Origin of the sequence: Sphingobium limneticum (genome assembly GCF_008710155.1) — a bacterium.
Classification (GTDB): Bacteria; Pseudomonadota; Alphaproteobacteria; order Sphingomonadales; family Sphingomonadaceae; genus Sphingobium; species Sphingobium limneticum.
In genome coordinates, this window is the sequence record NZ_VYPZ01000001.1 from 247,877 (window position 1) to 274,808 (window position 26,932).

At 64.7% G+C, this 26,932-nt stretch carries 21 protein-coding genes; 13 read left to right on the top strand and 8 right to left on the bottom strand.

Going from position 1 to position 26,932, the window contains the following annotated elements; translation table 11 throughout:
- Window positions 1-2 precede the first annotated feature (2 nt).
- The 7 genes from F4U94_RS00985 to F4U94_RS01015 all read left to right on the top strand — a co-directional run bounded on the left by F4U94_RS00985 (window position 3) and on the right by F4U94_RS01015 (window position 9,367).
- Window positions 3-521, top strand: coding sequence for a DUF3237 family protein (locus F4U94_RS00985; protein WP_232016293.1), 519 nt, complete (start codon window positions 3-5; stop codon window positions 519-521).
- Window positions 518-1,618, top strand: a complete 1,101-nt coding sequence (locus tag F4U94_RS00990; protein ID WP_150411811.1) for a hypothetical protein — start codon at window positions 518-520, stop codon at window positions 1,616-1,618. The genes F4U94_RS00985 and F4U94_RS00990 overlap by 4 nt, the downstream gene beginning before the upstream one ends.
- Before the next feature lie 98 nt (window positions 1,619-1,716).
- Window positions 1,717-2,175 (top strand): type II 3-dehydroquinate dehydratase, encoded by a 459-nt coding sequence (locus F4U94_RS00995; protein WP_120253158.1) that lies wholly within the window; start codon window positions 1,717-1,719, stop codon window positions 2,173-2,175.
- A complete protein-coding gene (locus F4U94_RS01000) occupies window positions 2,172-3,473 on the top strand; it encodes an MFS transporter (RefSeq protein WP_120253157.1) in 1,302 nt (433 codons plus the stop codon). The genes F4U94_RS00995 and F4U94_RS01000 overlap by 4 nt, the downstream gene beginning before the upstream one ends.
- A gap of 99 nt (window positions 3,474-3,572) precedes the next feature.
- Complete coding sequence (locus F4U94_RS01005; RefSeq protein WP_232016291.1) at window positions 3,573-6,530, top strand: TonB-dependent receptor domain-containing protein; 2,958 nt, start codon at window positions 3,573-3,575, stop codon at window positions 6,528-6,530.
- A 71-nt stretch (window positions 6,531-6,601) separates the two neighbouring features.
- Entirely contained in the window at window positions 6,602-7,474 is an 873-nt protein-coding gene (locus F4U94_RS01010) for a shikimate dehydrogenase (RefSeq protein WP_120253156.1), read from the top strand.
- 21 nt (window positions 7,475-7,495) lie between these two features.
- The gene (locus tag F4U94_RS01015; protein ID WP_232016289.1) at window positions 7,496-9,367 is read left to right on the top strand and encodes a bifunctional sugar phosphate isomerase/epimerase/4-hydroxyphenylpyruvate dioxygenase family protein; all 1,872 of its coding nucleotides are present in this window, start codon (window positions 7,496-7,498) and stop codon (window positions 9,365-9,367) included.
- Window positions 9,368-9,425: 58 nt separating this feature from the next.
- Here the strand turns inward: F4U94_RS01015 and F4U94_RS01020 are convergent, their stop codons facing one another.
- The 4 genes from F4U94_RS01020 to F4U94_RS01035 form a co-directional block, all read right to left on the bottom strand.
- Entirely contained in the window at window positions 9,426-10,202 is a 777-nt protein-coding gene (locus F4U94_RS01020) for a Ros/MucR family transcriptional regulator (protein WP_120253155.1), read from the bottom strand.
- Window positions 10,203-10,492: 290 nt separating this feature from the next.
- Window positions 10,493-11,905: an efflux transporter outer membrane subunit gene (locus F4U94_RS01025; RefSeq protein WP_120253154.1), complete on the bottom strand. Its 1,413-nt coding sequence runs from the start codon at window positions 11,903-11,905 to the stop codon at window positions 10,493-10,495.
- A complete protein-coding gene (locus F4U94_RS01030) occupies window positions 11,895-13,088 on the bottom strand; it encodes an efflux RND transporter periplasmic adaptor subunit (protein ID WP_120253153.1) in 1,194 nt (397 codons plus the stop codon). Before F4U94_RS01030 ends, F4U94_RS01025 begins: the two co-directional genes overlap by 11 nt.
- Window positions 13,081-16,278, bottom strand: coding sequence for an efflux RND transporter permease subunit (locus F4U94_RS01035; RefSeq protein ID WP_150411812.1), 3,198 nt, complete (start codon window positions 16,276-16,278; stop codon window positions 13,081-13,083). The genes F4U94_RS01030 and F4U94_RS01035 overlap by 8 nt, the downstream gene beginning before the upstream one ends.
- 247 nt (window positions 16,279-16,525) lie before the next feature.
- Here F4U94_RS01035 and F4U94_RS01040 point away from each other — a divergent pair, with 247 nt between their 5' ends.
- Complete coding sequence (locus tag F4U94_RS01040) at window positions 16,526-17,431, top strand: LysR substrate-binding domain-containing protein (RefSeq protein ID WP_120253151.1); 906 nt, start codon at window positions 16,526-16,528, stop codon at window positions 17,429-17,431.
- Window positions 17,432-17,569: 138 nt separating this feature from the next.
- Here F4U94_RS01040 and F4U94_RS01045 read toward each other — a convergent pair whose 3' ends face one another.
- Together F4U94_RS01045 and F4U94_RS01050 are read right to left on the bottom strand one after the other, a co-directional pair.
- Window positions 17,570-18,490, bottom strand: a complete 921-nt coding sequence (locus tag F4U94_RS01045; RefSeq protein ID WP_120253150.1) for an ROK family protein — start codon at window positions 18,488-18,490, stop codon at window positions 17,570-17,572.
- 144 nt (window positions 18,491-18,634) lie between these two features.
- Entirely contained in the window at window positions 18,635-19,486 is an 852-nt protein-coding gene (locus tag F4U94_RS01050; protein WP_120253149.1) for a LysR family transcriptional regulator, read from the bottom strand.
- A gap of 88 nt (window positions 19,487-19,574) precedes the next feature.
- Here F4U94_RS01050 and F4U94_RS01055 point away from each other — a divergent pair, with 88 nt between their 5' ends.
- From F4U94_RS01055 to F4U94_RS01075, 5 genes are all read left to right on the top strand, one after another.
- Complete coding sequence (locus tag F4U94_RS01055; RefSeq protein WP_120253148.1) at window positions 19,575-20,720, top strand: isovaleryl-CoA dehydrogenase; 1,146 nt, start codon at window positions 19,575-19,577, stop codon at window positions 20,718-20,720.
- Window positions 20,717-22,318 carry a carboxyl transferase domain-containing protein gene (locus F4U94_RS01060; protein WP_120253147.1) on the top strand — a complete coding sequence of 534 codons (1,602 nt, stop codon included), beginning with the start codon at window positions 20,717-20,719 and terminating at the stop codon, window positions 22,316-22,318. Before F4U94_RS01055 ends, F4U94_RS01060 begins: the two co-directional genes overlap by 4 nt.
- Window positions 22,319-22,323: 5 nt before the next feature.
- Window positions 22,324-24,168, top strand: coding sequence for an acetyl/propionyl/methylcrotonyl-CoA carboxylase subunit alpha (locus F4U94_RS01065; protein ID WP_120253580.1), 1,845 nt, complete (start codon window positions 22,324-22,326; stop codon window positions 24,166-24,168).
- 134 nt (window positions 24,169-24,302) lie between these two features.
- Window positions 24,303-24,755, top strand: a complete 453-nt coding sequence (locus F4U94_RS01070) for a MaoC family dehydratase (protein ID WP_120253146.1) — start codon at window positions 24,303-24,305, stop codon at window positions 24,753-24,755.
- Window positions 24,752-25,588 (top strand): HpcH/HpaI aldolase/citrate lyase family protein, encoded by an 837-nt coding sequence (locus tag F4U94_RS01075; protein WP_120253145.1) that lies wholly within the window; start codon window positions 24,752-24,754, stop codon window positions 25,586-25,588. Before F4U94_RS01070 ends, F4U94_RS01075 begins: the two co-directional genes overlap by 4 nt.
- Window positions 25,589-25,723: 135 nt before the next feature.
- Here the strand turns inward: F4U94_RS01075 and F4U94_RS01080 are convergent, their stop codons facing one another.
- Together F4U94_RS01080 and F4U94_RS01085 are read right to left on the bottom strand one after the other, a co-directional pair.
- Window positions 25,724-26,074, bottom strand: a complete 351-nt coding sequence (locus tag F4U94_RS01080; protein ID WP_120253144.1) for a dihydroneopterin aldolase — start codon at window positions 26,072-26,074, stop codon at window positions 25,724-25,726.
- The gene (locus tag F4U94_RS01085) at window positions 26,074-26,931 is read right to left on the bottom strand and encodes a bifunctional 5,10-methylenetetrahydrofolate dehydrogenase/5,10-methenyltetrahydrofolate cyclohydrolase (RefSeq protein ID WP_120253143.1); all 858 of its coding nucleotides are present in this window, start codon (window positions 26,929-26,931) and stop codon (window positions 26,074-26,076) included. Before F4U94_RS01085 ends, F4U94_RS01080 begins: the two co-directional genes overlap by 1 nt.
- Window position 26,932 lies beyond the last annotated feature (1 nt).

Consider the following 26,932-nt stretch of genomic DNA (forward strand, 5'->3'; position numbering starts at 1 on the left):
CAATGACCAGCAGACGGGACATTTTGACCGGCATCGGCGGCGCGATGGCCTTGTGGGCGGTGCCGGGCAGGGCAGCTACCACCGAAGCGCCCGGCCTCGACTTCGTCTATGAGGCGACCGTGATGCTGGAACCGACCGAAGAAATCGGGCCGACCCCCATCGGTACTCGCCGCCGCGTGCCGATCACCGGCGGCACTTTTGCCGGTCCCCGCATCCGGGGCACGGTGGTCGCGGGCGGCGCGGACTGGCAGTTGCAGCGCGCCGACAATTGGACCGTGATTGAGGCCGACTATATGATGCGCGCCGACGACGGCACGCCGATCCATGTCCGCAATGTCGGCCTGACCAACAGCCGGGTGCCCGGCGCGTCGCGCCGCTATCTGCGCACCGTGCCCAGTTTCGAGGCGCCGATCGGCCCGCATGACTGGCTCAATCAGGCGATCTTCATTGGCACCATCGGCCCGCCGCCCGAAGACGCGCCCAAGCCCGCCGTGCGCATCCGGGTCTATCGCGTTACATGAGGCGGCTTTCCATCCTGACCGGTGCGGCCATTCTGGCGCTGACCGGCTGCGCGACCCCATTGTCCATACAGCGACCCGCCGACGCCTGCGCCCCGACCGCGCAGTTCGACTTCGTTTGCGGCGCGAACAAGCCCGAAGACCTGGCCCATATTCCCGATACACCCTGGATCGTCGCCAGCGGCTTTGCGACCGGGGCCGGGCTGAAACTGGTGGATAGCCGCACCCGACAGGCCCGCTTCTGGTTCACCGCCGTCGCCGATCAGGTCGCACCAGACCCCGCCTATCCCGATTGCGTCAAGCCGCCCGATCCCGCGCTCTTCACCGCGCGGGGCCTCAGCCTGCGGATGACCGGACCGGGGCAGGGCAGGTTGCTGGTCGTCAATCATGGTGGGCGCGAAGCGATTGAGGTCTTCGCCATCGACGCGCGCGATAGCGCCGCGCCGCCGACACTGCGCTGGCAGGGTTGCCTCGCCATGCCCGACGGCCATGTCGCCAACGCCGTCGCCTCCTATGGCGACGGTACGGTGCTCGCCACGGTGCTGACGCGTCCGGGCACCAGCATCACCGACTTCGTGGTCGGCCGTACGACGGGCGGCGTCTATCAGCGCGGCCCGCAGGATCGCGCCTTCCGGCTGCTGCCCGGCACCGAATTGCCCGGCAATAACGGGCTGGAAACGGCGCGCGACGATAGTGGCTTCTACGTGATCGCCTTCGGCCTGCGGGAAGTCGTCGCCTATGGGCGGCACAACACGCGCCCGCCATTATGGCGCGCGCTGGCGCCCGAATTCATGCCCGACAACATCCATTGGGACGGCGAACGGCTGCTGCTGGCCGGCATGGTGCGCGACGAACCGGCCTGCGGCGGTGTGCGCAAGATCGTCAACGGCGTGGCCGACGGCATGCTTTGTCATCGCGGCTATGCCGTGGCGCAACTCGACCCGGAAAATCGGCACTTCTCCCTGATCGCCTATGGCCCGCCCGATCCGGCCTTCAATGGCGTATCGGCGGCCGTGCTGCTGGGTGAGGATCTCTGGCTCGGTTCCTATCAGGCCGACCGGATCGCCGTCCGCCGCCTGCCCAAAAATGGTATGAACTAGTTAGTACATTTTGCTTGCGCACGGCCTCTGTTGCGCGTAGATGTGATTCTGCAAGATCGGGAAACATATTCCGGCATTCGGGGAGGATCGGGCCAGTCATGGGCCAGCGTGATATCTACATCTTGAACGGCCCCAATCTCGACCATCTGGGTGTGCGCGAACCGCATATCTACGGGTTCGAGACGCTCGCCGATGTCGAAGCGGCCTGCCGGCGCGAGGCCGAGGGCTGGGACGTCAATCTGATCTTTCGCCAGACCAATGCCGAGCATGAAATGGTCGGCTGGTTGCATGAGGCGCGCGTCGGTGCGATGGGCATCGTCCTTAATCCCGCCGCATTCTCCTATGCCGGCTATGCCATGCTGGACGCGCTCAAAATGTGCGATTGCCCGATCGTGGAGGTTCATATTTCCAATATCCATCGCCGGGACGAGGAATGGCGTACCCGTTCAATCGTGACGCGCACCGCCACGGCCATCGTGTCGGGCATGGGGACGGACGGCTATGCGCTGGCCGTGCGCCATCTGCTGTATCTCGGCCAGCGGCGGAACGCGGCATGAGGGCGCCTGTGAACCCCGGCGGCCTGATGCGTCCCACCCGCGCGCGCATCGGCGTGCTGGCGCTCATCAGCGTCGCTACCTTGCTCAACTATATGGATCGCGCCGTCATGGGCGTGGCCGCGCCGTCACTCACGGCGGAACTCAAGATTTCGCCGGAAATGATGGGTTTCATCTTCTCGGCTTTCTCCTGGACCTATGCCGCGTCGCAGATTCCAGGCGGACTGCTGCTGGACCGGCTGGGCACGCGCATCACCTATGCCGGATCGCTGATCCTCTGGTCCTTCTTCACTTTGCTCCACGGCATAGCCGGTAATGTGGCGATGTTGTTCGGCTTCCGCCTTGCGCTGGGCATGGCGGAGGCACCTTGCTACCCGTGCAACAGCCGCATTCTCAGCAGTTGGTTCCCGCAGGATGAACGTGCGCGCGCCAATTCCGTCTATGCCGTGGGGCAATATGCGGGCCTCGCCTTCTTCGCGCCGGTTCTGTTCTGGGTGGTGGGCAGCTTCGGCTGGCGCGCCCTGTTCCTGATCGCCGGTGCGCTGGGCATGGCGTTCGGCCTGCTGATGTACGCCCGCTATCGCGATCCGGGTGAAAGCAGCCGCGTCAACGCCGCCGAGCTCGCCCATATTCAGGCAGGCGGCGGCCTGACGATCGCCAAGACGGACGAGAAGATCCCCTTTTCCTGGGCCAATGTGCGCAAGCTGATGAGCAAGCGCCAGATTTTGGGCGCCTCGATCGGCCAGTTTTGCGGTAATTCGACGCTGGTTTTCTTCCTGACCTGGTTCCCCACCTATCTGGCGACCGAGCGGGGCATGGACTGGCTGAAATCCGGCACCTTCGCGGTGCTGCCCTATATCGCCGCGTCGGCCGGCGTGCTGCTGGGCGGGCAGGTTTCCGACATGCTGATCCGCCGCACCGGCTCGGCCAATATCGGGCGCAAGCTGCCGATCGTTGCTGGGCTGCTGCTGGCCTCCACCATCGTCGCCGCCAATTTCGTGCAGAGCAACACGCTGGTCATCGCCATCATGTCCATCGCCTTTTTCGGGCAGGGCATGGTCAATCTGGGCTGGACGCTGATTTCCGATGTCGCTCCGCGCCAATATATCGGCCTGACTGGCGGCGTCTTCAACCTCTGCGCCAATCTGGCCGGCATCGTGACGCCGATCGTGGTCGGCGTGATCGTGGGCCAGACCGGCTCCTTCTACGGCGCGCTGGCTTTCATCGGCGTACTCGCGCTGGTTGGGGCCGCTGCCTATGTCTTCATCGTGGGGGATGTACGCCGGGTGGAAATGGACTGACCGACAGACGGTTCAGAATATAGCCCTAAGGGACAATAGAGCCTCGGGTCGCATCAAATTATGTACGAACTAGTTAGTAATAAAAAATGGGAGGATGGAATGAAAACAGGTTTCACCATGCAGCTTCGCCTCGGCGGATCGCTGGCCGCGCTGGCGCTGGGCGCCTTTGCCTCGCCGCTCTGGGCGCAGGATCAGGCAGCGCCTGCTGAAAAGGCCGCCGGCGCACTGGCCCCGCAGGCCACTGACGCAGCAGCGCAGCAGACCGCCGACATCGTCGTCACCGGATCGCTGATCGCCCGCCCGAACAATGTCGCGGTCAGCCCGATCGTCACCGTCTCTGACGAGCTCGTCCAGCAAAGCGGGCAGATCACGCTGGAAGATTCGCTCAACCAGCTGCCGGGCTTCACCCCATCGGGCAATGCCGGCACCGGCGGCCAGGGGGCCGGCGGCCGCGCCACGCTCAATCTGCGCGGCCTGGGTTCCAACCGCAACCTCGTCCTGCTCGACGGCCGCCGCCTGCCGCTGTCGGATATCAACGGCAATGTCGACATCAACATCCTGCCGGAATCGATCATCGGTTCGGTGGATGTCATCACCGGCGGCGCGTCGGCCATTTACGGGTCGGACGCCATGTCGGGCGTCGTCAATTTCAAGACCGACAAATATTTCGACGGTGTCCGCGTCGATATCCAGAACGGCAACAGCTTCCGCGGCGACTATGGCAAGTTCAACGGTTCGCTCGCGCTGGGGACGAAATTCGCCGACGATCGCGGCCGGTTGATGCTGGCGCTCAGCTATGGCCAGCGCGACCCGCTCTCCGGTTCGCAGCGCGGCTTCTTCTCCGACAAGGTGCCATCCTCCTTCATCGGCACCGGCACCTTCGTTCCCAACGCGCTCAACCTGCCGAGCCAGGCCGCGCTCAATGGCGTCTTTGGCCGATATGGCGTCACCACGCCGATCAACCGGACCTTGAACCTGGGCTTCAACAATGATGGCTCGCTCTTCGTTCAGACCGGCGCGGTCAATTATAAGGGGCCACGCGACGGCGCCTATGCCGTGGTCGGCGGCAATGTCCGCATGCCGGTCGGCCCGCAGCTTCAGATTCTCAACGCCTTCGAACGCAAGTCGGCCTTCGCCAAGGGCGAGTTCGACCTGACGGAATCGCTGACCGCCTACGGCCAGTTCCTCTATGTCGACTCCACCGTCACCACTGAAGCGGGCGGCAGCCTGACGCAGTTCGCGCCCTTCACCACCATTCCGGTCACCAACCCCTTCATCCCCAATGATCTGCGCACGCTGCTGGCGTCGCGCAGCAATCCGAACGCGCCGTTTCGCTGGAGCGCCCGCTATGTCGGCATCGGCGACAAGGGCTGGGAAGAAAATTATCGGGTCCAGCAATATCTGGGCGGCCTGAAGGGCACGATCGCGGGATCGTGGAAGTTCGACGGCTTCGTCGCCTATGACGAGACGGTCCATAACCAGTCGATGTTCAATGCCGTGCTGAAATCGCGCGTCCAGAACCTGCTCAATGCGGCCGATGGCGGTGCGTCGCTGTGCGCGGGCGGCTATAATCCCTTCGGCATCACCAACGCGACCAGCCTGTCGCGCGCATGCCAGCAATATATGACCGCCACCGTCAACAGCCGCGAACGGTTGACCCAGACGCAGGTCCAGGGCCAGGTCAACGGCCCGCTGTTCGACCTGCCGGCCGGTCCGGTCCAGTTGGCGCTGCTCGCCGGTTATCGCAAAAATACCTATAAATATGATCCCAGTGCGGATCTGGTGTCCAACAATGTCGAATCCGTCGTCGGCTCCAATCCGGCGCAGGGCGACATCAGCGTCAAGGAATTCGCCGCTCAGATCGACGTGCCGTTGCTGTCGGACAAGCCCTTTTTCCGCGAACTGGGCGTGGGCGCGGCCTTCCGCTATTCTGACTATAATACGACCGGCAGCGTGAAGAGCTACGAATTCGACGCGCGCTGGCAGCCTGTCGACGCGTTGCTGATCCGCGGCAGCTTCCAGCGCGCGGTGCGGGCGCCCAATATCGGTGAGCTCTTCTCGCCCGTCACCGGATCGCAGCTGGCGATCGGTACGCCGCCTGCCGCGATCGGCGATCCGTGCGATGTCCGCTCCTCGGCCCGGACCGGTGCGAACGGCGCGCAGGTGCGTGGCCTCTGCCTGGCGCAGGGCATCCCGGCCGCCGCGATCGACGCCTATCAGTTCGCCACCACCGCCACTGGCGGCAATATTCAGGGCAACAGTGCGCTGACACCTGAAAAGGCCAACACCTTCAATGTCGGATTCGTATTCAATCCGAAAATCTCGTCGCCCTGGCTGTCGGGCTTCTCCTTCTCGGTCGACTATTACAACATCAAGATCAGCAACGTCATTTCGACCATCAATGGTCTGACGGCGCTCGCCAAATGCTATAATCTGGATGGATCGAACAGCAGCTATTCCAACAGCAACGAATTCTGTCGCCTTGTCGAACGCGATCCGACCGGTCAGCTGGTCGCCATCGCCCAGCCTTATCTGAACCTAGGGGCGCTCGACACCGATGGCGTCGATGTGCAGGTGAACTGGTCGCTCAAACTGTCCGACGCCGGCATCGGCGATGGATCGGGCAAAATCTATGCTTCGTCCGCTATCGGCTGGCTGAACCACTACAAGGTCCAGACGCTGCCCGGTTCCGCGTCGCAGGATTTCGTCGGCACCAGCACGCCGGGCCGCCCGCTGCCCAAGTGGAAGGCGCTGACGACCGCCGGTTACAGCTCCGACACGTTCGGCATCGGTTTGCGCTGGCGCTATCAGGGCAAGCTGCGCGACATCAGCGCGATCACCACGCCTGCGGCGGAACAGGTCGGGGTGAAGCCCTATAATCTGTTCGATGTCTTCTCCACGCTGGACATCAACGACAATATGCAGCTGCGCGGTGGCATCACCAACCTGTTCGACAAGGGCATTCCCTTCGTCGCCAGCTCGCAGAACGGCACCGATGCCGGCACCTACGACATGGTGGGCCGCTCCTTCTATGTCGGCGCGAAGCTCAAATTCTGATCTCTCCGCCTGCCTCGCCGCCCGGTCATTCGGGCGGCGGGGATATTTTCTCCCAATCGGATGATCCCACATTGACCCAGACCCGCTCCGTCCCCGCCCGCTATCTGACCGGCTTGATCGGGCGGGATATCCAGGCGTCGCTCACGCCGCGTCTTCAGGAAAGCGAAGCGGATGCGCAAGGCGTGCGCCTGATCTATCGCCTGTTCGATTTCGCGGCCGACGGCATGGATGGCAAGGATCTGCCCCGTCTGCTCGACGCGCTGCAACTGGCCGGTTTCGCCGGCGTCAACGTCACCCACCCCTATAAACAGGCGGTCATCGCCCATCTGGACGATCTTTCGCCCCAGGCGGCGCAGATCGGATCGGTCAACACCGTCGTCTTCCGCGATGGCCGGCGTATCGGCTATAATACGGACGTCACCGGCTTTGCCGAAAATCTCCGCTCCGGCCTGCCGCATGGCACCGACACGACGCGGGTGGTCCAGATGGGCGCCGGCGGGGCAGGGGCGGCGACCGCTCATGCGCTGATGGATCTGGGCGTGGCGGAACTGACCCTGTTCGATTCCGACATAGACCGCGCCACCGCTCTTGCCGCGGCACTCTGTGCCGCCCACGGCGCCGGCCGCGCGATCGTGGGGCAGGATCTGAGCATGGCGATCGGCCGCGCCGACGGCATCGTCAACGCGACCCCCATGGGCATGGCGGTGCATCCGGGATCCGCAATCCCGCGCGACCTGCTCGAACCGCGCCTTTGGGTCACGGACATCGTCTATTTCCCGCTGGAAACCCAGCTGCTGCGCGAAGCGCGAGAGGCCGGCTGCACGACGCTCGACGGCAGCGGCATGACCATTTTCCAGGCAGTCGGCGCGTTCCAGCATTTCACCGGCCTCACCGCCGATCCCGCCCGCATGCGCGTGAATTTCCACGCCGCGCTTGCGGGCTGACGACAGAAGGAGAGGCAAGCCATGACCCTGCAATTCGGCATCGCCACCGTATCCTTGAGCGGCACGCTGGAGGAGAAACTGCGCGCCGCCGCCGCTGCCGGTTTCGACGGGGTGGAGATTTTCGAGAATGACCTGATCGCCTCGCCACTCCGCCCTCGCGAAGTGCGGGCGATGCTGGACGATCTCGGCCTTTCCTGCATGCTCTATCAGCCGTTCCGCGATTTCGAGGGGATGCCGGGCGCCATGCGTCAGCGTGCCTTCGACCGGGCGGCGGCCAAGTTCGACCTGATGGGTGAACTCGGCGCGCGTCACATTCTGGTCTGTTCCAACTGCTCGCCCCATGCGCTGGGCGAGCGCAACCGCATCGTCGCCGACTTTCAGCAACTGGGCGAACTGGCCGCCACCCACGACATCATCGTGGGCTATGAGGCACTGGCCTGGGGCCGCCATGTCTTCGATCATCGCGATGCCTGGTCCATCGTGGAGCAGGTCGATCATCCCAATGTCGGCATCATCCTCGACAGTTTCCATTCCCTCTCGCGCGGTATCCCCAGCGACAGCATCCGCGCTATTCCCGGCGACAAGATCGCCTTTGTCCAACTAGCCGACGCACCGAAACTGGATATGGACCTGCTCTATTGGAGCCGCCATTTCCGCAATTTTCCGGGGCAGGGCGGTCTTGCCGTCGAAGCCTATGTGGCAGAGATATTGGCGACCGGTTATTCAGGTCCGCTCTCGCTCGAAATCTTCAACGATCGTTTTCGCGGCTGGTCCGCAGATCTGATCGCGGCCGACGGACTACGCTCGCTCCGCCATGTCGAGGATGCGGCGCTGCGTTTGCTCGACCGGCCGGCCGCCGCACCCACACCGCCGGCCCATGTTCGGCCCGAATTCGTCGAATTTACGGTAGGCGACGAAGATGTTCCCGCGCTGGAGCGCATGTTCGGCTCGCTCGGCTTCGTCCGCACCGGCATTCATCCGACCAAGGCGGTCAGCCGCTGGCAGGCGGGATCGGTCAATCTGGTCGTCAATGCGCAAGCAGAGGGCTTCGGCCATGATTTCCGCGTCGCCCATGGCCCGTCCATCTGTGCCGTGGGACTGGTTGTGCCCGATCGCGATGCGGTCGCGGCGCGCGCGGCCCATCTAGGCATCCGCACGGTGGACGATGGTGACGCGCCCGGCAATCTCGCCTTCCCTGCATTACGCGGCATCGGCGGCAGTCTGGTCTATCTGATCGGGGCGGACGACGTCGACGCCATGTGGGACAGTGAATTCACGCCCACCGGCGCCGTCGTCGACGACGCGCCGCTATCCATCGACCATCTCGCCGCGGTCGTGCGGATCGAAGAATATCTGTCCTGGCAACTCTATTGGCGCTCGCTGTTCGGCTTGCAGCAAAGTTTCCAGGCCGATGTGATCGATCCGTCGGGACTGGTGCTAAGCCAGCCGCTGCAATCGGCGGACGGGGCGCTGCGCGTCACGCTCAACGCGTCCGAAGCGCTCGGCACTCTGTCGTCGCGCTTCGTCGAACATAATGTCGGTGGCGGCTATCAGCATATTGCGCTCGCTACGCCGGACTTGTTGGCGCGGACGGCAAGCATGGCGCAGGGCGGCGCCGAAATCCTGCCGATCCCGGCCAATTATCATGATGACATCGCGGCCCGCTTCGGGCTTGACGATCGGCGGCGCGATGCATTGGCGCAGGCGAACATCTTCTATGATGCAGACGGTAACGGCGGCGACTATCTCCAACTCTATAGCCGCGCCTTCCACAAACGCTTCTTCTTCGAATTTGTCGAGCGCCACGATTATGAAGGCTATGGCGCGCCCAATGCCAGCATCCGCCTGGCATCGCAGGAACGCTATAAATATGCGGCGGTCGATCCGGACTGATCGCGCGCGACCGGCCTGACAGACGCCGCACCCTCACGGGATGCGGCGCCTCTTGTCGTCAGGAGGCGGCGTCGGTCGCCTCGGCCTTGATGCCCAGCTTCTTGCGCGGTGCCTTAGGCGCGGCTGGCGCCTTGGTGGCGGCGCTTTTCGCCTTGGCCGGCTCTGCGGCGGCAGGTGCGGCCTTCGCCGCTACTTCGGCCTTGGGCTTTGCCGCTGCCTTCGCGGCAGGGGCAGCCTTCTTGGCGGCAGGCTTGGGCGCCGGCGTTTCGGCTACCACCGGCACGCTTGCCGGTGCCGCAGCGGCAGGCTTGGCACTGGCCTTCTTCTTGGGGGCAGGGGCGGCCTTGGTGGCGGCGCTTTTCGCCTTGGCCGGCGGGGTTGCAGGCTTGGCCTCGGCGGCAGGTGCGGCGGCGGCCGCAGCGGCGACCCGCGCCTGCGTACCGCGCTGGCCCAGGCCCAGCTTCTGCGCCACGGCGCGGCGCTGGTCCGAATAGGCCTGCGCCACCATCGGATAGCTTTCGGGCAGGCCATAGCGCGCGCGATAGTCGGCCGGGGTCAGGCCATGGGTGGCCAGATGGCGCTTGAGCGTCTTGTACGGCCGCCCGTCGATCAGGCTCAAAATATGCTCGCGCGATGCGATACTCTTGCGCACGCTCACGGCGGGGACATGCTCGACCGTCTCCGGCTCCGCCGGCGCAGTCTCCGCGATCAGTGCGGCGCGGGTCGACTGGATCAATGTGGCCAGATCTTCGCTGGCGACTGTGTTGTTGGCGACATAGGCGCTCAGCAACTGGACGGTCAGGCTCGTATAATCGGGCTGTTCGGTGTCGGCCATGATGATATCCTATCCAGATGGTCGGCCCGTTGAGGTGGGACATGGGAATGGGCCATATGGCTTTGTGCCGTCATCCGGCGCAATTGTCAAAGCGGCATGGAAAAGGCGGGTCGCTGACAAGGAAGGATGCCGCGCTCTGCTCCAAGATTTTGCAGTGCAACAATTGATCGTTCCGATCAATCGTCATGGTTAATCGAAGCATATCATCTTGCGCTTCGAAAATGGAGGCGTGGCAATATTGAGGAGGAGGCGGATGGCGACAGGCTTCGCATCGTCCGCCTCCTGTTCGATCAGGCCGGGTCGACCGATCCGCCCAAAGCCTTGACCAGCGCGATGCTGGCGCGCATTCGCGCAAATTCCGCATTCAGCAGCGCGCTTTGCGCATCGAGCGCATCGGTCTGCGCGGTGACGACTTCCAGATAGTCCGACGCACCGTCGCGATAGCGGGTGAAGGCAAGGTCGCTCGTCCGCTGCGCCGCCTGTGCCGCGTCGCGCTGATCGACCAGTTGCACCGACAGGTGACGCAGTGCAGCGATACCGTCCTCCACGTCGCGAAAGGCGCCCAGCACCGTGGCGCGATAGCTGGCGGCCTGCTCATCATACTCCGCACGCGATAATTTGACCTGCGCCTTGCGCCGGCCGCCGTCGAACAGGGTCAGCGCCGCCGCCAGCGGCCCCAGGCCCCAGACGCTATTGGGCGTGGACAGTAATTGGCCGTGCGTGGTCTGCCACCCGCCGCTCAGTCCCAGCGTCAACGATGGAAAGAAAGCCGCGCGCGCCACGCCGATCCGGGCGTTCATGGCGAACATGCGCCGCTCGGCCGCCGCGACATCGGGCCGACGCTGCAACAGCGCGGATGGTGCCCCCGTCGGCACTGCGGGCGCCTTGAGCGCCTGAACCTGCGGCGCGATCGCAAAGCCGGATGCCACGGCACCGGTCAGCGCTGCCAGTTCATGTTCGGTCGCCGCCCGCTCATTGGCGACCGCCGAAATCCGAGCCTTGGCATTGCTCAGCGTCGTACGCGCGCGATTGACGTCGATCCCCGACGCGATGCCGCCTTCATGGCGCGTGTCGGTCAACCGATAGGCGCGATCGAACGCCTCGACCGTGCGATGCAGCAGGTCAGCCTGCGCATCCAGCCCGCGCAATCGTGCATAGGCATCGGCCACCGACGCCTGAAGGCTGAGGCGCGCTGCGGCCAGATCGGCTTCGCTTGCCTGCGCGTCGGCGTTCGCGGCCTTCACGCTGTTGCGGATGCGCCCCCACAAATCCAGCTCATAATCCAGCGTCGCGCCGACCGAATAGTCATTATAGGTCTGCGCATTGCCATTGCCCTGGAACCGGTTGCCGGACACGCGCCGGCGACTGCCATCTGCGCCCACGCCCACGGTCGGGATCAGGTCCGATGTTTCGACCCGCGCCACGGCGCGCGCCTGATCGTAGCGCGCCAGCGCCGCCGCCAAGGTTGGACTGGCGGCCTCGGCGCGTGTCTCCAGATCGTCGAGCACCGGATCGCCGAACGCGCTCCACCACGCACCGCGTGGCGCGACGTCCATCGGCGTCGCCTGGGTCCAGCCCTCCATTTCCTTGTAGCTTTCGGGCGCGGCGATCTGCGGTGGCTGATAGGCCGGCGCCATCGAACAGGCGCCCAGCAGACTCAGCCCCAAGGCCGGCAGCGCCCGCTGCACCATCTTACCCCGCATGCGCCGTGCCCTTGCCGCCCGACGCGACGCTCACCTTGTCGCCCGACTGGATCGAATCCGGTGGGGAATCGATCACCTTGTCGCCTGGCCTGATCGCGCCGGAAATCAGCACGGTCGCGCCTTCGTCGCGGGTGATGGTGACGGGGCGTACGGTCACGCGATTGTCGCTGCCGACCACCGCGACGGTCGGACCGTCATTGCCATAGAGAATGGCGCTGCCCGGCAGGGACATGCCATTGCCGCCACCTTGTCCGACATTGAAGCTGACCTGCGCAAAGGCGCCCGGCTTCAATGCCCGATCGGGATTTTCGGCCTGCAACTGCACCAGAACCGCGCCCGATTGCGCATCGACTGCGCCGGCACTGCTGGTCAGCGTGGCGGTGAACGTCCGGCCCGGATATTCGGGCAGCATCAGCGTGGCGGCCATGCCCGGCTTCACCTGCGCCGAATAGCCCTGCGGCACGCGGACATAGATGCGCATGCGATGCACGTCGGACACGGTGAAGAGCGGCTGCGACGCGGCATTGCCCGCCACCACCAGCGCACCGATCTGCGCCGCGCGGCTGGTCACGACCCCATCGAAGGGCGCGGCCAGTCGGGTAAAGCCCTGCAACGCACGCAGCCGCTTCACATTGGCCATTGCCGCGTTGGTGACCGCCGATCGCGCGGCCAGATCGCCATTCTTCTCGTCCGATTCCTGTTTGGATACGGCATCCTTGGCCAGCATCACGGCCCAGCGCTTGGCCGTCGTTTCGGCAAGGCGTTGCTGGGCCAGCGCGGTCTGATAATCGGCCTGCGCGGCGGCCAGCTGCTGGTCGACTTCCGGCGCGTCCAGCACGGCCAGCGACTGTCCGGCCCGCACATTGTCGCCGATATCGGCCAGCCACCGGCTGACATAGCCATTGGTCCGGGCATAGATGGCCGCGCTGTTATAGGCCTGGACATTGCCCGGCAGCACCAGCGCGCCGCCCTTGCCATCCTGCTTGGGCGATACGACCGCGACGGAGGGAATGGCCGCCTTTTCCGCCGTGCCGCGCAACTCGTTGGTTGCGCTGATCCGGGTCGCCACGCCAAAGCCCACGACGGCGATGGCGATCACGGCGGCGCCGATGCCCACGCGCTTGAGCGTTCGGCTGTCCGGGCCGGTGACGGGCTGATTCTGTTCCGGGGTGATATCAGACATGGCTGGGCTGCATTTCCATCTGGGGGTCGGCGGCCTTGTGGCGGCGGTGGACGAAGCTGAAGATGACGGGGACGAAGAAGAGGGTGGCGATGGTGGCGCAGACCAGACCGCCGATCACCGCGCGGCCCAGCGGCGCATTCTGCTCGCCGCCTTCGCCCAGGCCCAGCGCCATCGGACCCATGCCGATGATCATGGCCAATGCGGTCATCAGCACCGGGCGGAAACGGACCATGCCCGCCTCCATCGCGGCGGCGGTCGCGTCGCCCAGTTCGGCCAGCTTCTCTCGCGCGAAGCTGACGACCAGGATCGAGTTGGCGGTCGCGACGCCCATGCACATGATCGCGCCGGTCAGCGCCGGGACCGACAAGGTGGTACCGGTCACGAACAGCATCCACACGATGCCGGCCAGCGCCGCGGGCAGGGCGGTGATGATGACGAAGGGATCGACCCAGCTCTGGAAATTGACGACGATCAACAGGTAGATCAGCACGATCGCGCCGGCCAGGCCAAAGCCCAGACCCGAAAAGGCGGTGTTCATCGTCGCATATTGGCCGCGCATGGTGATGGTCGCGCCCTTGGGCTCTTCCTTCTCCAGCGATTTGATGGCGGCGTTGATGTCGCCCGCCACCGCACCCAGGTCGCGGCTCTGTACCGTGGCATAGATGTCCAGCACCGGCGCGATATTATAATGCGACACCACCGGCACCGTGTTCGACCGCTCGATCGTGGCAAGGCCGCCCAAAGGCTGCACCGCGCCATTCGATCCCGCCGCGGCGGACACCGGCACGTTGGACAGGTCGCTGATCGACCCGACCAGATATTCGGGCGCCTGCGCCACGACCGGATAGGACACGCCCGTCTTGGGATCGACGAAGAAGACGGGCGCGGTCTGCGCGGTGCCCGCCAGCGAACTGGCCAGGCTGGTCGTCACGTCACGCTCGGTCAGGCCATATTGGCCCGCCCGGCTGCGATCGACATCGACGTCCAGCTGCGGCGATCGGCCCGGCTGCTGGATGCGCGCATCGGCAAGCCCCGGAATGGTCGCGACCTTCGCCAGCAGCTTTTGCGCATAGGCGCGGTTGGCGGCGGCATTCTTGCCGGAAATCTGAATGTCGATCGGGGCCGGCGCGCCGAAATTCAAGATCTGGCTGGTGATGTCGGCCGGCAGGAAGGCGAAATTGGTGCCGGGGAAGCGGCGGGGCAGTTCCTCGCGCAGCTTGCCGACGATCTCGTCGGTCGGGCGATGGCCATGCTTCAGGGCGATCATCATGTCGCCATCCTGCGGGCCGATCGTGCCGCTATTATTATAGACCGTGTTGATGGAGCTGACCGGCAGGCCGATATTGTCGGTGATCGACGCCAGTTCCCCGGCCGGCACCATATCCTTGACCGCGGCGGAAATCCGCTCGAACCGTGCCGCCGTATCCTCGATCCGGCTGCCCACCGGCACGCGGATATGCATGGCGATCTGCCCTGAATCCACCGCCGGGAAGAAATTGCTGCCCAGCAGCGGGAGCAGGCCGAAGGACAGGATCACCACAGCCATGAAGCCCAGCAGGAAGGGCTTGCGCGCATTCAATGCGCCGCGCAGCAGCCCGACATAGCTGTCACGGACCGTCTCGAACCGCCTTTCGAAGCCGCGCTGGAACCGCACGAGCGGATTACGCGACTGCGCATCGCCCGACATATGGGCGTCGCCATGCTCGACATGGGGTTTGAGCAGATACATGGCCATCGTCGGCACCAGCGTGCGCGACAGGATGAAGGACGCGATCATCGCGAACACCACCGACAGCGCCATCGGCACGAACAGGAAGCCCGCAACGCCCGGCAGGAAGAACATCGGCACGAACACGATACAGATGCACAGCAGCGACACGAAAGCCGGCGTCACGATCTGCGCCGCGCCGTCCAGGATGGATTCCACCACCCCCTTGCCCTGTTCCAGATGCCAGTTGATATTCTCGATCGTCACCGTCGCGTCGTCGACCAGGATGCCGACCGCCAGCGCCAACCCGCCCAGCGTCATGACGTTCAGCGTCTGGCCGAACATCGCCAGCGCCGCCACCGCCGCTAGAATGGCGAGCGGAATGGACAGTGCGATGATGACCGTCGACCGCCAGCTGCCCAGGAACAGCAGGATCATCAGCGACGTCAGCGCCGCTGCCAGCGCGCCTTCGTGGATCACGCCCTCGACCGCAGCCTTCACGAACAGCGACTGGTCGCCGATCACCAGGATCTTCAGATTGTCGGGCAATGTGGCACTGATCTTGGGCAGCGCTTCCTTCACGCCGTCGACGATCGCCAGCGTCGATGTCGCGCCATTTTTCAGCGCGGTCAGCAGCGCCGACCGGCGTCCTTCGACATGCACCACATTGGTCTGCGGCCCGCTGCCGTCGCGGACATAGGCGATATCGCGCATGTAGATGGTCGCGCCGTTCACTACCTTGACCGGCAGGTCGTTCAGCGCCTCGATCGTGCCGGGCGCGTTGTTCAGGCGCACGCTATACTGGGTCGCGCCGATCTTCACGAAGCCGGCGGGATTGATCTGGTTCTGCGCGGCGATCGCGGTGCCGACATCCTGCGCGGTCAGTCCCTTGGACTGGAGGGCGACCGGATTGAGGTCGATCTGGATCTGCCGCTGCTTGCCGCCCGACGGGAAGGGCATGGCAAGGCCGGGAATGGTGACGAGGGACGGCCGGATCTGATTCTGGCCGAGGTCGAACAATTGCTGTTCGGACAGGCCCTGACCGGACAAGGCCAGTTGCAGGATCGGTACCGTCGACGCGCTATAGTTCAGGATCAGCGGCGGCGTGACGCCCGGCGGCATCTGGCGCAACACCGTCTGCGATACCGACGTCACCTGCGCAGTGGCGGTGCGGATGTCGGCGCCGGGCTGGAAATAGATTTTCACCACGCCGATGCCCTGCATCGACTGGCTTTCGATATGTTCGATATCGTTGACGGTGGTGGTCAGCACCCGCTCATAGGGGGTGACGATGCGGTTCGCCATGTCTTCGGGCGGCAGGCCGGCATATTGCCAGGCCACGGCGATCACCGGGATGCGGATATTGGGGAAGATATCGACCGGGGTGCGCACCGCTGCCATGATGCCGACGATCGCGATCAGGATCGCCATGACGATGAAGGTCAACGGCCTGTGCAGCGCAACCTTGACGATACCGATCAAACCAGGACTCCCGCACGCATCACGCCGGCCCGAACCGCCGGTAGTGAATATTCGCCTCTCCGTTCAATCATGGCCGCAATGGAGAACAACGCATCGAGCCGGTGGACCCGCTATCTCCTGCGTCATGCTTTGCGAAGGCGCCCATTATGGTTTCAAAACGCCACCCTTGGCAGGCGCTATGGGCAGTTGTCTATTTCGTGTCCAATATCTAATAAAGCATGATTGATATCTATGGCGACCTGATCCGATGGACCTAAGACATTTGCGGTATTTCCTGTGCGTGGCGGAGGAGATGCACTTTGGCCGCGCCGCCCGGCGCCTGGGCATGTCGCAACCGCCGCTCAGCCAGCAAATCCGCGCGCTGGAGGAGGAACTGGGCGCCCGCCTGTTCGACCGGACCAGCCGCCGCGTGGCGCTGACGGAGGTTGGCCGGCTGTTCCTGCCCGAAGCGCGCAAGACGCTGGCGCAGGCGGACCATGCCGCGCATGTCGCCCGCCGGACCCAGAGCGGCCATCTGGGGCGGCTTGCGCTGGGTTTCACCGCCTCTGCCCCCTTCGTGCCGCAGATTGCCGATGCGCTCTATGATTTCCGTCAGGGCTTTCCCCATGTCGACCTGCGCGTGCAGGAATTGGGGCGCGACGATCAGGTCGCGCTGATCGAGCGGGGCGATCTCGACATCGGTATCATTCGCGGCGTCGCGCCACCGACCCTGCCCGACGGCCTCAGCGCCACCTGGTTGCTGGAGGAAGATATGCTGCTCGCCCTGCGACAGGACCATGTTCTTGCCCGGCGCGCGGCCGAACCGTCCATCGCGGACCTCGTCGGGGTGCCGTTCGTCCTCTACGCCACCGCCAGCAGCGCGGACTTTAACGACCATTTCTTCACGCTGTGCGAACAGGCCGGATTCCGGCCCAGCATCACGCTGGAGGTCGGCAGTTTCGCGACCTTGCTGGGGCTGGTGGCCGCCGGTTTCGGCGCGACCATATTGTCGCGCTCGCTCTCGCGCCTGCATGTGGACAAGGTGATCCTGCGTCCGCTCTTTCCCACCGTGCGTACCCGGCTATGGATGATCCACAAAAATGACCTGCCTCCCACGGCGCGCGCCTTTCAGGACGCGATCCTGCGGGCGGGCGCCGTCGTGCATCCGGCCTAAGTTCTGGAAAAATAGGGACAATAGGATGGAACGTCGATCGATGGGACGGCGATTTTTCAAAAATCTTCGTTATTCAATGACTTGGATTTAAACGCGCTGCCTGAACAGCCGCTTTGGCCTGTCCAACTCGCTGTCGCATCAGCGCAGCCGAGCGGCCTCCAGCGCATCCATCGCCAGCGCCACCGCGCCCAGCGGCCCGGCCTGATCGCCCAGCGCCGGCGGGCGAACGATGCTGCCGATCGTTGCCTCGGTAACGAAGGGCAGATAGCCCGCCAGCTGCGCCACCACCTTTGCCCGCACCCGCTCCAGCAGGTCGGTCCGCCCCATGCCCACGCCACCGCCGATCAGCACCTGGCGGGCCGCCGTGGTCAGCAATATCGTACCGACCATCTGTGCGATATCATGGGCGACATCATCCCAGCGCGGATCGTCGGCCGCGATCCGGTTGCCTGCCACGCCGAACCGCTTCGCCAGCGCCGGCCCGGATACCAGCCCCTCGATACAGTCGCTATGGAAGGGGCAGGCCCCTTCAAAGCTGTCGTCCGGCGCCCGGCGCGTCATGATATGCCCCAGTTCCGGATGCATCGCGCCATGGAGCGGCCGGCCATGCAGCGCGAAGCCCGCGCCCAGGCCCGTGCCGATGGTGATGTAACACAGGCAATCGGATGGCCCATCGCCCTCCGCCCCCGCACCCCAGCGGACCTCGGCCAGCGCCGCGCCATTGACGTCGGTGTCGATCGCGGCGGGGCAGGGCAGCACCCCCGCCAGCGCGCCATAAATATCGGCGCCGGTCCAGCCCGGCTTGGGCGTCGGCAACATATGGCCGAAATCGGCCGCCGCCCGGTCCAACCGCAGCGGCCCGAACGATCCGATACCCAGCGCTTCGAACGGCCCCGCCTCATGCCAGCGCCGCAACAGCGCCGCCGCCGCGCTCAGCGTCTCCTGCGGCGTCGTGGTCGGGATCATCACCCGCTCCTCGATCGTCCGCCCCCGCGCCCGCAAAACGAAAACCTTCGTCCCCCCCAGTTCGACACCGGCCAGATAGGGCAGCGTACTCATGCGACGAGGCCTGAAAGGAGGGTAAGGAAGGACATGATGCTTGGCGCCCGAAAATGGAAATTCCGGCCCCTCATAGGCAAATGCAAGCGCCCCCGCCAGTTCCCGTCAGACGATGCGCCGCCAAACTGCCGATCGGCATATCCGCTACCCAAATGCCGCCGCCAGCGCGCGTAGTAGGCCATGGTCGGCCAGTCCTTCATCCGCCAGCGTGAAGCCCAATGTCCGGCGATGATCGAAGCCGGCCAGCGGCACATGGGCGACATCAGGGCTGCGATAGCAATCGGGCATTACCGTCACGCCCATGCCCGCCCCCACCATCTGCAACGCACGCTCGTCATTGGTGGTGCGTAGCGAGAAATGCGGCCGCACGCCGCGCTCCAGAAAATGCCGGCTGGTCTGCGATAGCAATTCGCAATGCCGTCGCACGATCATCGTCTCCTGCCGCAGATCCTCCGCATCCAGTTGCGTCCGGCCGGCCAGGGGATGGTCGGCCGCCATAACCATGGCATAGGCTTCCTCCGCCACCACCTGCTGTGCCATCGACTGTGCGCCCGGCCGCAGAATGCTGAAGGTCGCGTCGATCCGGTCGCGCGCCAGCATCGCGGTCAATTCGCGTTCGCTGGCGAAGGCGATTTCCACCGGCCCGCCGCCCTCCGCCCGATAGGCCCGCGCCGCCTGCGCGACGATCGTGCCGGCTATGCTGCTCAGCACGCCGATCCGCACCGGCCGCGCCTGCGCGATATCGGCCATCGCGCCCAGCGCCATGTTGAACTCCCGTTCGATCCGCCGGGCATGGGTCAGGAAGCGCGTGCCGGCCTGGGTCAATTGCACTCGCTGGTTGGTGCGGGTGAACAGTTGCCGTTGCAGCGCGTTCTCCAGCTTGGATATGCCTGCCGACAGGGTCGGCTGCGACACATTGCAATGCACCGCCGCGCGGGAGAAATTGCCCTGATCGACCACGGCCAGGAAATAGCGGAGAAGATAGCGTTCGATCATAGGTTCCATCTATACACTGATATGGGACTGTCAATTTTCCAGCCGGCGCCGGCTGCGCTAAGAAGGTGGCAATAGGAGAGAGACGCCGATGACCGATTTCGATTTTGCGCTGGGCGACAATGCCGACATGATCCGCGACAGCGCGGCCCGTTTCGCGACCGACCGTATCGCCCCGTTGGCGGCCGAGATCGACGCGAAGGACTGGTTCCCGGTCGAACTATGGCCGGCCATGGGCGAGCTTGGCTTGCACGGCATCACCGTGGCGGAGGAAGATGGCGGCCTGGGCCTGGGCTATCTGGAACATGTCGTCGCGCAGGAGGAAGTCGCCCGCGCCTCCGCCTCCATAGGTCTAAGCTATGGCGCGCACTCCAATCTGTGCGTCAATCAGATCCGCCGCTGGGCCAATGCCGAGCAGAAGGCGAAATATCTCCCCAAGCTGATTTCCGGTGAGCATGTCGGCAGCCTTGCCATGTCGGAAGCGGGCGCGGGCTCCGACGTCGTCTCGATGAAGCTGAAGGCGGAGAAGAAGGGCGACCACTATATCCTGAACGGCACCAAATTCTGGATCACCAACGCGGCCTATGCCGACACTTTGGTCGTCTATGCCAAGACGGGCGAGGGGTCGAAAGGCATCACCACCTTCCTCATCGAAAAGGGGATGAAGGGCTTCTCCATCGGCCAGAAGATCGACAAGATGGGCATGCGCGGATCGCCGACCGCCGAACTGGTGTTCGACGATTGCGAAGTGCCGGAGGAGAATATCATGGGTCCGCTCAACGGCGGCGTCGGCATCCTGATGAGCGGCCTCGATTATGAGCGCACCGTATTGGCGGGGATCCAGCTTGGCATCATGCAGGCCTGCCTCGACACCGTCCTGCCCTATATTCGCGAGCGCAAGCAGTTCGGTAAGCCCATCGGCGCCTTTCAACTGATGCAGGCCAAGGTCGCCGACATGTATGTCGCGCTCAACAGTGCCCGCGCCTATGTCTATGCCGTCGCCCGCGCCTGCGATTCCGGCAAGACCACCCGCTTCGACGCGGCCGGCGCGATCCTGCTGGCCAGCGAGAATGCGATGAAGGTCGCGCTGGAAGCGGTGCAGGCCTTGGGCGGCGCGGGCTATACCAAGGACTGGCCGGTCGAACGCTATATGCGCGATGCCAAATTGCTGGATATCGGCGCTGGCACCAATGAAATCCGCCGCATGCTGATCGGTCGGGAGTTGATCGGAGCATGAGCGCCCCCGTGCTCGACAGCAAGCTGTCGCCCGACAGTGAGGCCTTCCGCAGCAACGCCGCGCAAAACCGCGCGCTGGCGCAGGAACTGCGCGAGCGGGTCGCGACCGCCGCGCAGGGCGGCTCGTCCAACGCCCGCGAGAAACATGTCGCCCGCGGCAAGCTGCTCCCCCGCGATCGTGTCGAGCGGCTGCTCGATCCCGGCTCGCCCTTCCTGGAAATCGGCCAACTTGCCGCCAACGGCCTCTATGGCGACGAAGTGCCCGGCGCCGGCCTCATTGCCGGCATCGGCCGCGTGTCCGGTCGGCAGGTGATGATCGGCTGCAACGACGCCACGGTGAAGGGCGGCACCTATTATCCGCTGACCGTGAAGAAGCATCTGCGCGCGCAGGAAATCGCGCTCGAAAACCGTCTGCCCTGCATCTATCTGGTCGACAGCGGTGGCGCGAACCTGCCCAATCAGGCGGAGGTCTTCCCGGATCGCGACCATTTCGGCCGCATCTTCTACAACCAGGCAAACCTGTCCGCGCGCGGCATCCCGCAAATCGCCTGCGTCATGGGCAGCTGCACGGCGGGCGGCGCCTATGTGCCCGCCATGTCGGACGAAACGGTGATCGTCCGCAATCAGGGCACCATCTTCCTCGCCGGCCCGCCGCTGGTGCAGGCCGCGACCGGCGAAGTGATCAGCGCAGAAGACCTTGGCGGCGGCGACCTGCATGGCCGCAAGTCCGGCGTAGTCGATCATGTCGCCGAAAATGACGATCATGCGCTCACCATCGTGCGCGACATCGTCTCGACGCTCCAGCCCGATCGTCAGCCCGACCTCAACCTGCGCGATCCCCGCCCGCCGAAATTCGACGCCGCCGACCTTTATGGCATCATTCCCGACGACGTCCGCGCGCCCTATGATGTGCGCGAAATCATCGCCCGCATCGTCGACGGCAGCGAATTTCATGAGTTTAAGCCGCTCTACGGCACTACGCTCATCTGCGGTTTTGCCCATATCTGGGGCATGCCGGTCGCGATCCTTGCCAATAACGGCGTCCTGTTCAGCGAAAGCGCCCTTAAGGGCGCGCATTTCATAGAACTCGCCTGCCAGCGCCGCATCCCTTTGCTCTTTCTCCAGAATATCTCCGGCTTCATGGTCGGCGGCAAATATGAAGCGGAGGGGATCGCCAAAAATGGTGCGAAACTCGTCACCGCCGTCGCCACCGCGCAAGTGCCCAAGATCACCGTGCTGATCGGCGGCAGCTTCGGCGCGGGCAATTACGGCATGTGCGGCCGCGCCTATGGCCCGCGCTTCCTCTTCACCTGGCCCAACGCCCGGATCAGCGTGATGGGCGGCGAACAGGCCGCGAGCGTTCTGGCGACCGTCCACCGCGACGCTGCCGTATGGAGCGCTGAGGAGGCCGAAGCCTTCAAGGCGCCGATCCGCCGCAAATATGAGGATGAAGGCAATCCTTATTATGCGACCGCGCGGCTGTGGGACGATGGCGTGATCGACCCGGCTCAGACTCGCAACGTCCTCGGCCTCGCCTTCGCCGCCGCGCTGAACGCCCCGGTCGAAGACCGCGCGCAATTCGGCATTTTCAGGATGTAATGACGATGATTCAGTCCCTCCTCATCGCCAATCGCGGCGAAATCGCCTGTCGCATCATCCGCACCGCGCGTGCCATGGGCATCCGCACCGTCGCGGTCTATTCCGATGCGGACGCCAACGCCCTGCATGTCCGCTCCGCCGACGAAGCCGTGCATATCGGCCCCTCGCCGGTGCGTGAATCCTATCTGCTGGGTGACCGCATCATCGCCGCCGCGCAGCAGACCGGCGCGCAGGCCATTCATCCGGGCTATGGCTTCTTGTCCGAAAACGCCCAGTTCGCGCAGGCGGTGCAGGATGCCGGCCTCATCTGGGTCGGCCCCAATCCCGCCAGCATCACCGCCATGGGCCTGAAGGACGCGGCCAAGCAATTGATGCAGCAAGCGGGCGTCCCCACCACGCCCGGTTATCTCGGAGAAGACCAGTCACCCGACCGGCTGAAGGCGGAGGCCGACGCGATCGGCTATCCCGTCCTGATCAAGGCGGTCGCCGGTGGCGGCGGCAAGGGCATGCGCAAGGTGGATGATGCCGCCGACTTCGCCGACGCCCTGCTCTCCTGCCAGCGCGAAGCCGCCTCCAGCTTCGGCAATGACCAGGTGCTGCTGGAAAAGTGGATCACCAACCCGCGCCATATCGAAGTGCAGGTCTTCGGCGACAGCCATGGCAATGTCGTCCATCTGTTCGAACGCGACTGCTCGCTCCAGCGCCGTCATCAAAAGGTGATAGAGGAAGCGCCTGCGCCGGGCATGGACCCGGAAACCCGCGCGGCTGTCTGTCAGGCGGCGGTCAATGCGGCGAAGGCGGTGGATTATGTCGGCGCCGGCACGATCGAATTCATCGCTGATGGCGGCGACGGTCTGCGCCCCGACCGCATCTGGTTCATGGAAATGAACACAAGGCTTCAGGTCGAACATCCCGTGACGGAAGAGATTACCGGGCAGGATCTGGTCGAATGGCAATTGCGCGTCGCATCGGGTGAACCATTGCCGAAAAAACAGGAAGAACTGTCGATTAACGGCTGGGCGATGGAAGCGCGCCTCTATGCCGAAGACCCGGCCAAGGGTTTCCTGCCGTCGATCGGGCGGCTCGACACGTTCGAACTGGGTCACGGGTGCCGCATCGATACCGGTGTCGAACAGGGCGCGGAAATCTCGCCCTTCTACGACCCGATGATTGCCAAGGTGATCGCCCATGGCCCCAGCCGTGATGCAGCGCGCCGTTCGCTGGCCGCGTCGCTGGACGATACGGCTATCTGGCCGCTGCGCACCAATGCGGGATTCCTCGTCAAGGCGTTGGAGCATCCGACTTTCGTCGCGGCGCAGCTGGATACGGGCCTGATCGGGCGAGAGGGAGACGCGCTGCTCCCGCCGCACCATCCGTCCGACGAGGCGCTGGCCGACGCGGCAACGGTATTGGTGTCGGGAGACGGCTTGTCGGGTTTCCGCCTCAACGCCCCGATCAGGGCGGAGGCGGCCTTCTTGCTCGATGGCGAAGCCGTGACGATCCGCTTTGATCCGCGCGATGGAACGGATGATGGCGAAGCCCTGGAAGATGTGCTGATCGCCGAAGGTGGGCAGGTCTGGCACCTGACGCCTTGGCGCGCGAGCGGCGGCGCCGGCGGCGCGGCATCCGATGGCGCCATCCTTTCGCCCATGCCCGGCCGCATCATTGCCGTTGCCGTGACGGCGGGGGACAAGGTCGCCAAGGGGCAGAAACTGCTGACCTTGGAAGCGATGAAGATGGAGCATAGCCTGGTCGCGCCATTCGATGGCATCGTCGCCGAATTCAATGCAGCGCAAGGCGGTCAGGTCAGCGAAGGCGCTTTGCTCGCCCGGATCGAAAAGGACGAATGATCCTGTCCTACAGCGGGCGCTCCGGCCTATGGTGGTCGCCGCCAGCTCTGGTGGAAGGGTAGTTCGATAATGTCCTGTTTTCGACATAAAATGTCGAAATTGGCGGGAAATGTGCGAAGTTAAGGGACGACGATATGGCAGGCAGATATTTCGACCAGTGGCAGGTGGGCGACCGGATCGTCCATGACATCCGTCGTACCGTGACGGAGACGGACAATCTCCTCTTCACGACGATGACCCATAATCCGCAGCCCCTGCATCTGGACGCCGAAGCGGCCAAGGCCAGCGAATTCGGCCAGATCCTCGTCAACGGCACCTTCACCTTCGCGCTGATGGTGGGCCTGTCGGTGGGCGATACGACGCTTGGCACGCTGGTCGCTAACCTTGGCTATGACAAGCTCGTCATGCCCAACCCCGTCTTCATCGGCGACACGATGCGCTGCGAAACGGAAGTGACCGATCTCAAGCCCAGCAAGTCGCGCCCCGGCGCGGGCATCGTCACCTTCACCCACCGCCTCTATAATCAACGGGATGAGGTCGTGTGCCAATGTCTGCGCATGGCGCTGCTCAAAAAGTCCGACGCATGACGTTGCGCTCGCTGCTCTTCGTGCCGGGCGACCGGCCCGATCGCTTCGCCAAGGCAGCGGCCAGCGGTGCGGACGCGCTGATCCTCGACCTGGAAGATTCGGTCGCTTTTGAGAGCAAGGGAGAGGCGCGCGGGGCCGTGGCCGAATGGCTCGCAGGGGATCGGCCGGTCCCGACCTTCGTGCGCGTCAATCCGCTGGACGGCGACCAGACGCAAGCCGATCTGGCCGCCATACTGCCGGGCCGTCCCGATGGCTTGTTGCTGCCCAAGGCGGAGGGTGCGGCCAGCGTAGAGGCGTTGCTTGGGCTGCTGGGCGACGTGCGATTGCCGATCCTGCCGATCGCGACGGAAACGCCCGCCGCCATCTTTCAGTTAGGCAGCTATGCGACGGTTCGCGATCATCTGGCCGGCCTCACCTGGGGCGCGGAAGACCTGCCTGCCGCGATCGGCGCAGCAACGTCTCGCGAGGAGGACGGCCGCTATACGCCGCCCTATGAAATGGTCCGATCGCTCACCCTGTTCGGCGCCCATGCAGCCGCAACCGCCGCGATCGAGACGGTCTTCCCCCGCATCGACGCGCCGGACGCCTTGGCCGCCTATGTCGCCCGTGCCCGCCGCGACGGCTTTACCGGCATGATGGCGATCCACCCGGTTCAGGTCGCCACGATCAATGCCGGCTTCACGCCAACACCTGCCGAACTGGCCCATGCCCGCGCCATCGTCGACGCCTTCGCCGCCCATCCCGGCGCAGGCGCATTGAAGCTGGACGGCAAGATGATCGACCGCCCGCATCTGGTGCAGGCGCGTCGCATCCTCGACCGGGCGGGGGCTTGACCCCGAGAAGCTATGAAGCTGAGGCATATAATGCGTTCCCCGGCGTAGGCCGGGGTCCAGTTCCAAGCTCTGAACTGGACCCCGGCCTACGCCGGGGAACGGAAGGATATAGATTTACATCAATGCCCGCCGATATCAGTCCCGGCTAACCACGACCTCGACCCCCGCCAGCCCGCGCGTCAGGGCGAAAGGCTTGTCGACATTGACGCAGGCCTCCACCACGCCCGGCCAACTGAGGCATTCCTCGCCCAGTCGCTGGGCAAATGTCTCGATCAGCGGGATATGCACTTCCGACATGGCTTCGGCGGCGCGGACGATCCGGCGATAGTCGATCGTTTCGCCGATCCCCTCGACCGCACCGCCATCCAGCAACAATTGGACGGTGATGACCAGCGGTTGGCGCCGGCCGATCTCGTCCGGATTGATGCCGATATCGGCCAGTAAAGGCAGATCCTTCACTCGAACTCTGGTGGTGACGGATGCCATCAGCCTATGCTCCTCTGCGCGGCGGTGACGGTATTGCTGAGCAGGCAGGCGATCGTCATCGGGCCGACGCCGCCGGGCACCGGCGTCACCGCCTTGGCATGATCCAGTTCATGGGTCGCGCAATCGCCCACGATCCGGCTGTTGCCGTCATGATCGACAACGCGCGTGATGCCGACGTCGATCACGACCGCGCCCGGCTTCACCCAATAGCCGCGCACCAGATGCGGCGCGCCCGCCGCCGCCACGATCACATCGGCGGCGCGGGCGATATCGGGCAGGTTGCGCGTCTCGATATGGGTAACGGTGACGGTCGCTTCCCGCTCGAGCAACAGCATGGCGACGGGCTTGCCGACGATATTGGATTTGCCGATCACCACGACGTTGAGGCCGCGATAATCGTCGATCACGCTGTCCAGCAGCAGCATGATGCCCAGCGGCGTGCAGGGCACCAGGCTTTGCGAACCGGTCGATAGCCGCCCGACATTGACCGGGTGGAATCCATCGACATCCTTGGCCGGGGATATCCGGTCCAGCACCCGGGCCGCGTCGATTCCGGCCGGCAGCGGCAACTGCACCAATATGCCATGCACCGCCGGATCGGCGTTCAACCCGTCGATCAGGTCCAGCAGCGCCTGCTCCCCGCAATCGGCCGCCAGTCGCTTTTCGATGGAGCCGATGCCCGCCTTGCGACATTCGCCGATCTTGCGCCGGACATAGATTTCGCTGGCGGGATCATGTCCCACCAGTACCACGGCCAGCGCCGGATCGATGCCGTCGGCCTTCAGCCCGGCGACGGCATCGGCGGTCCGCTCGCCCAGCGCGCGCGCCATCGCGCGCCCGTCGATAAGCGTGGCCATG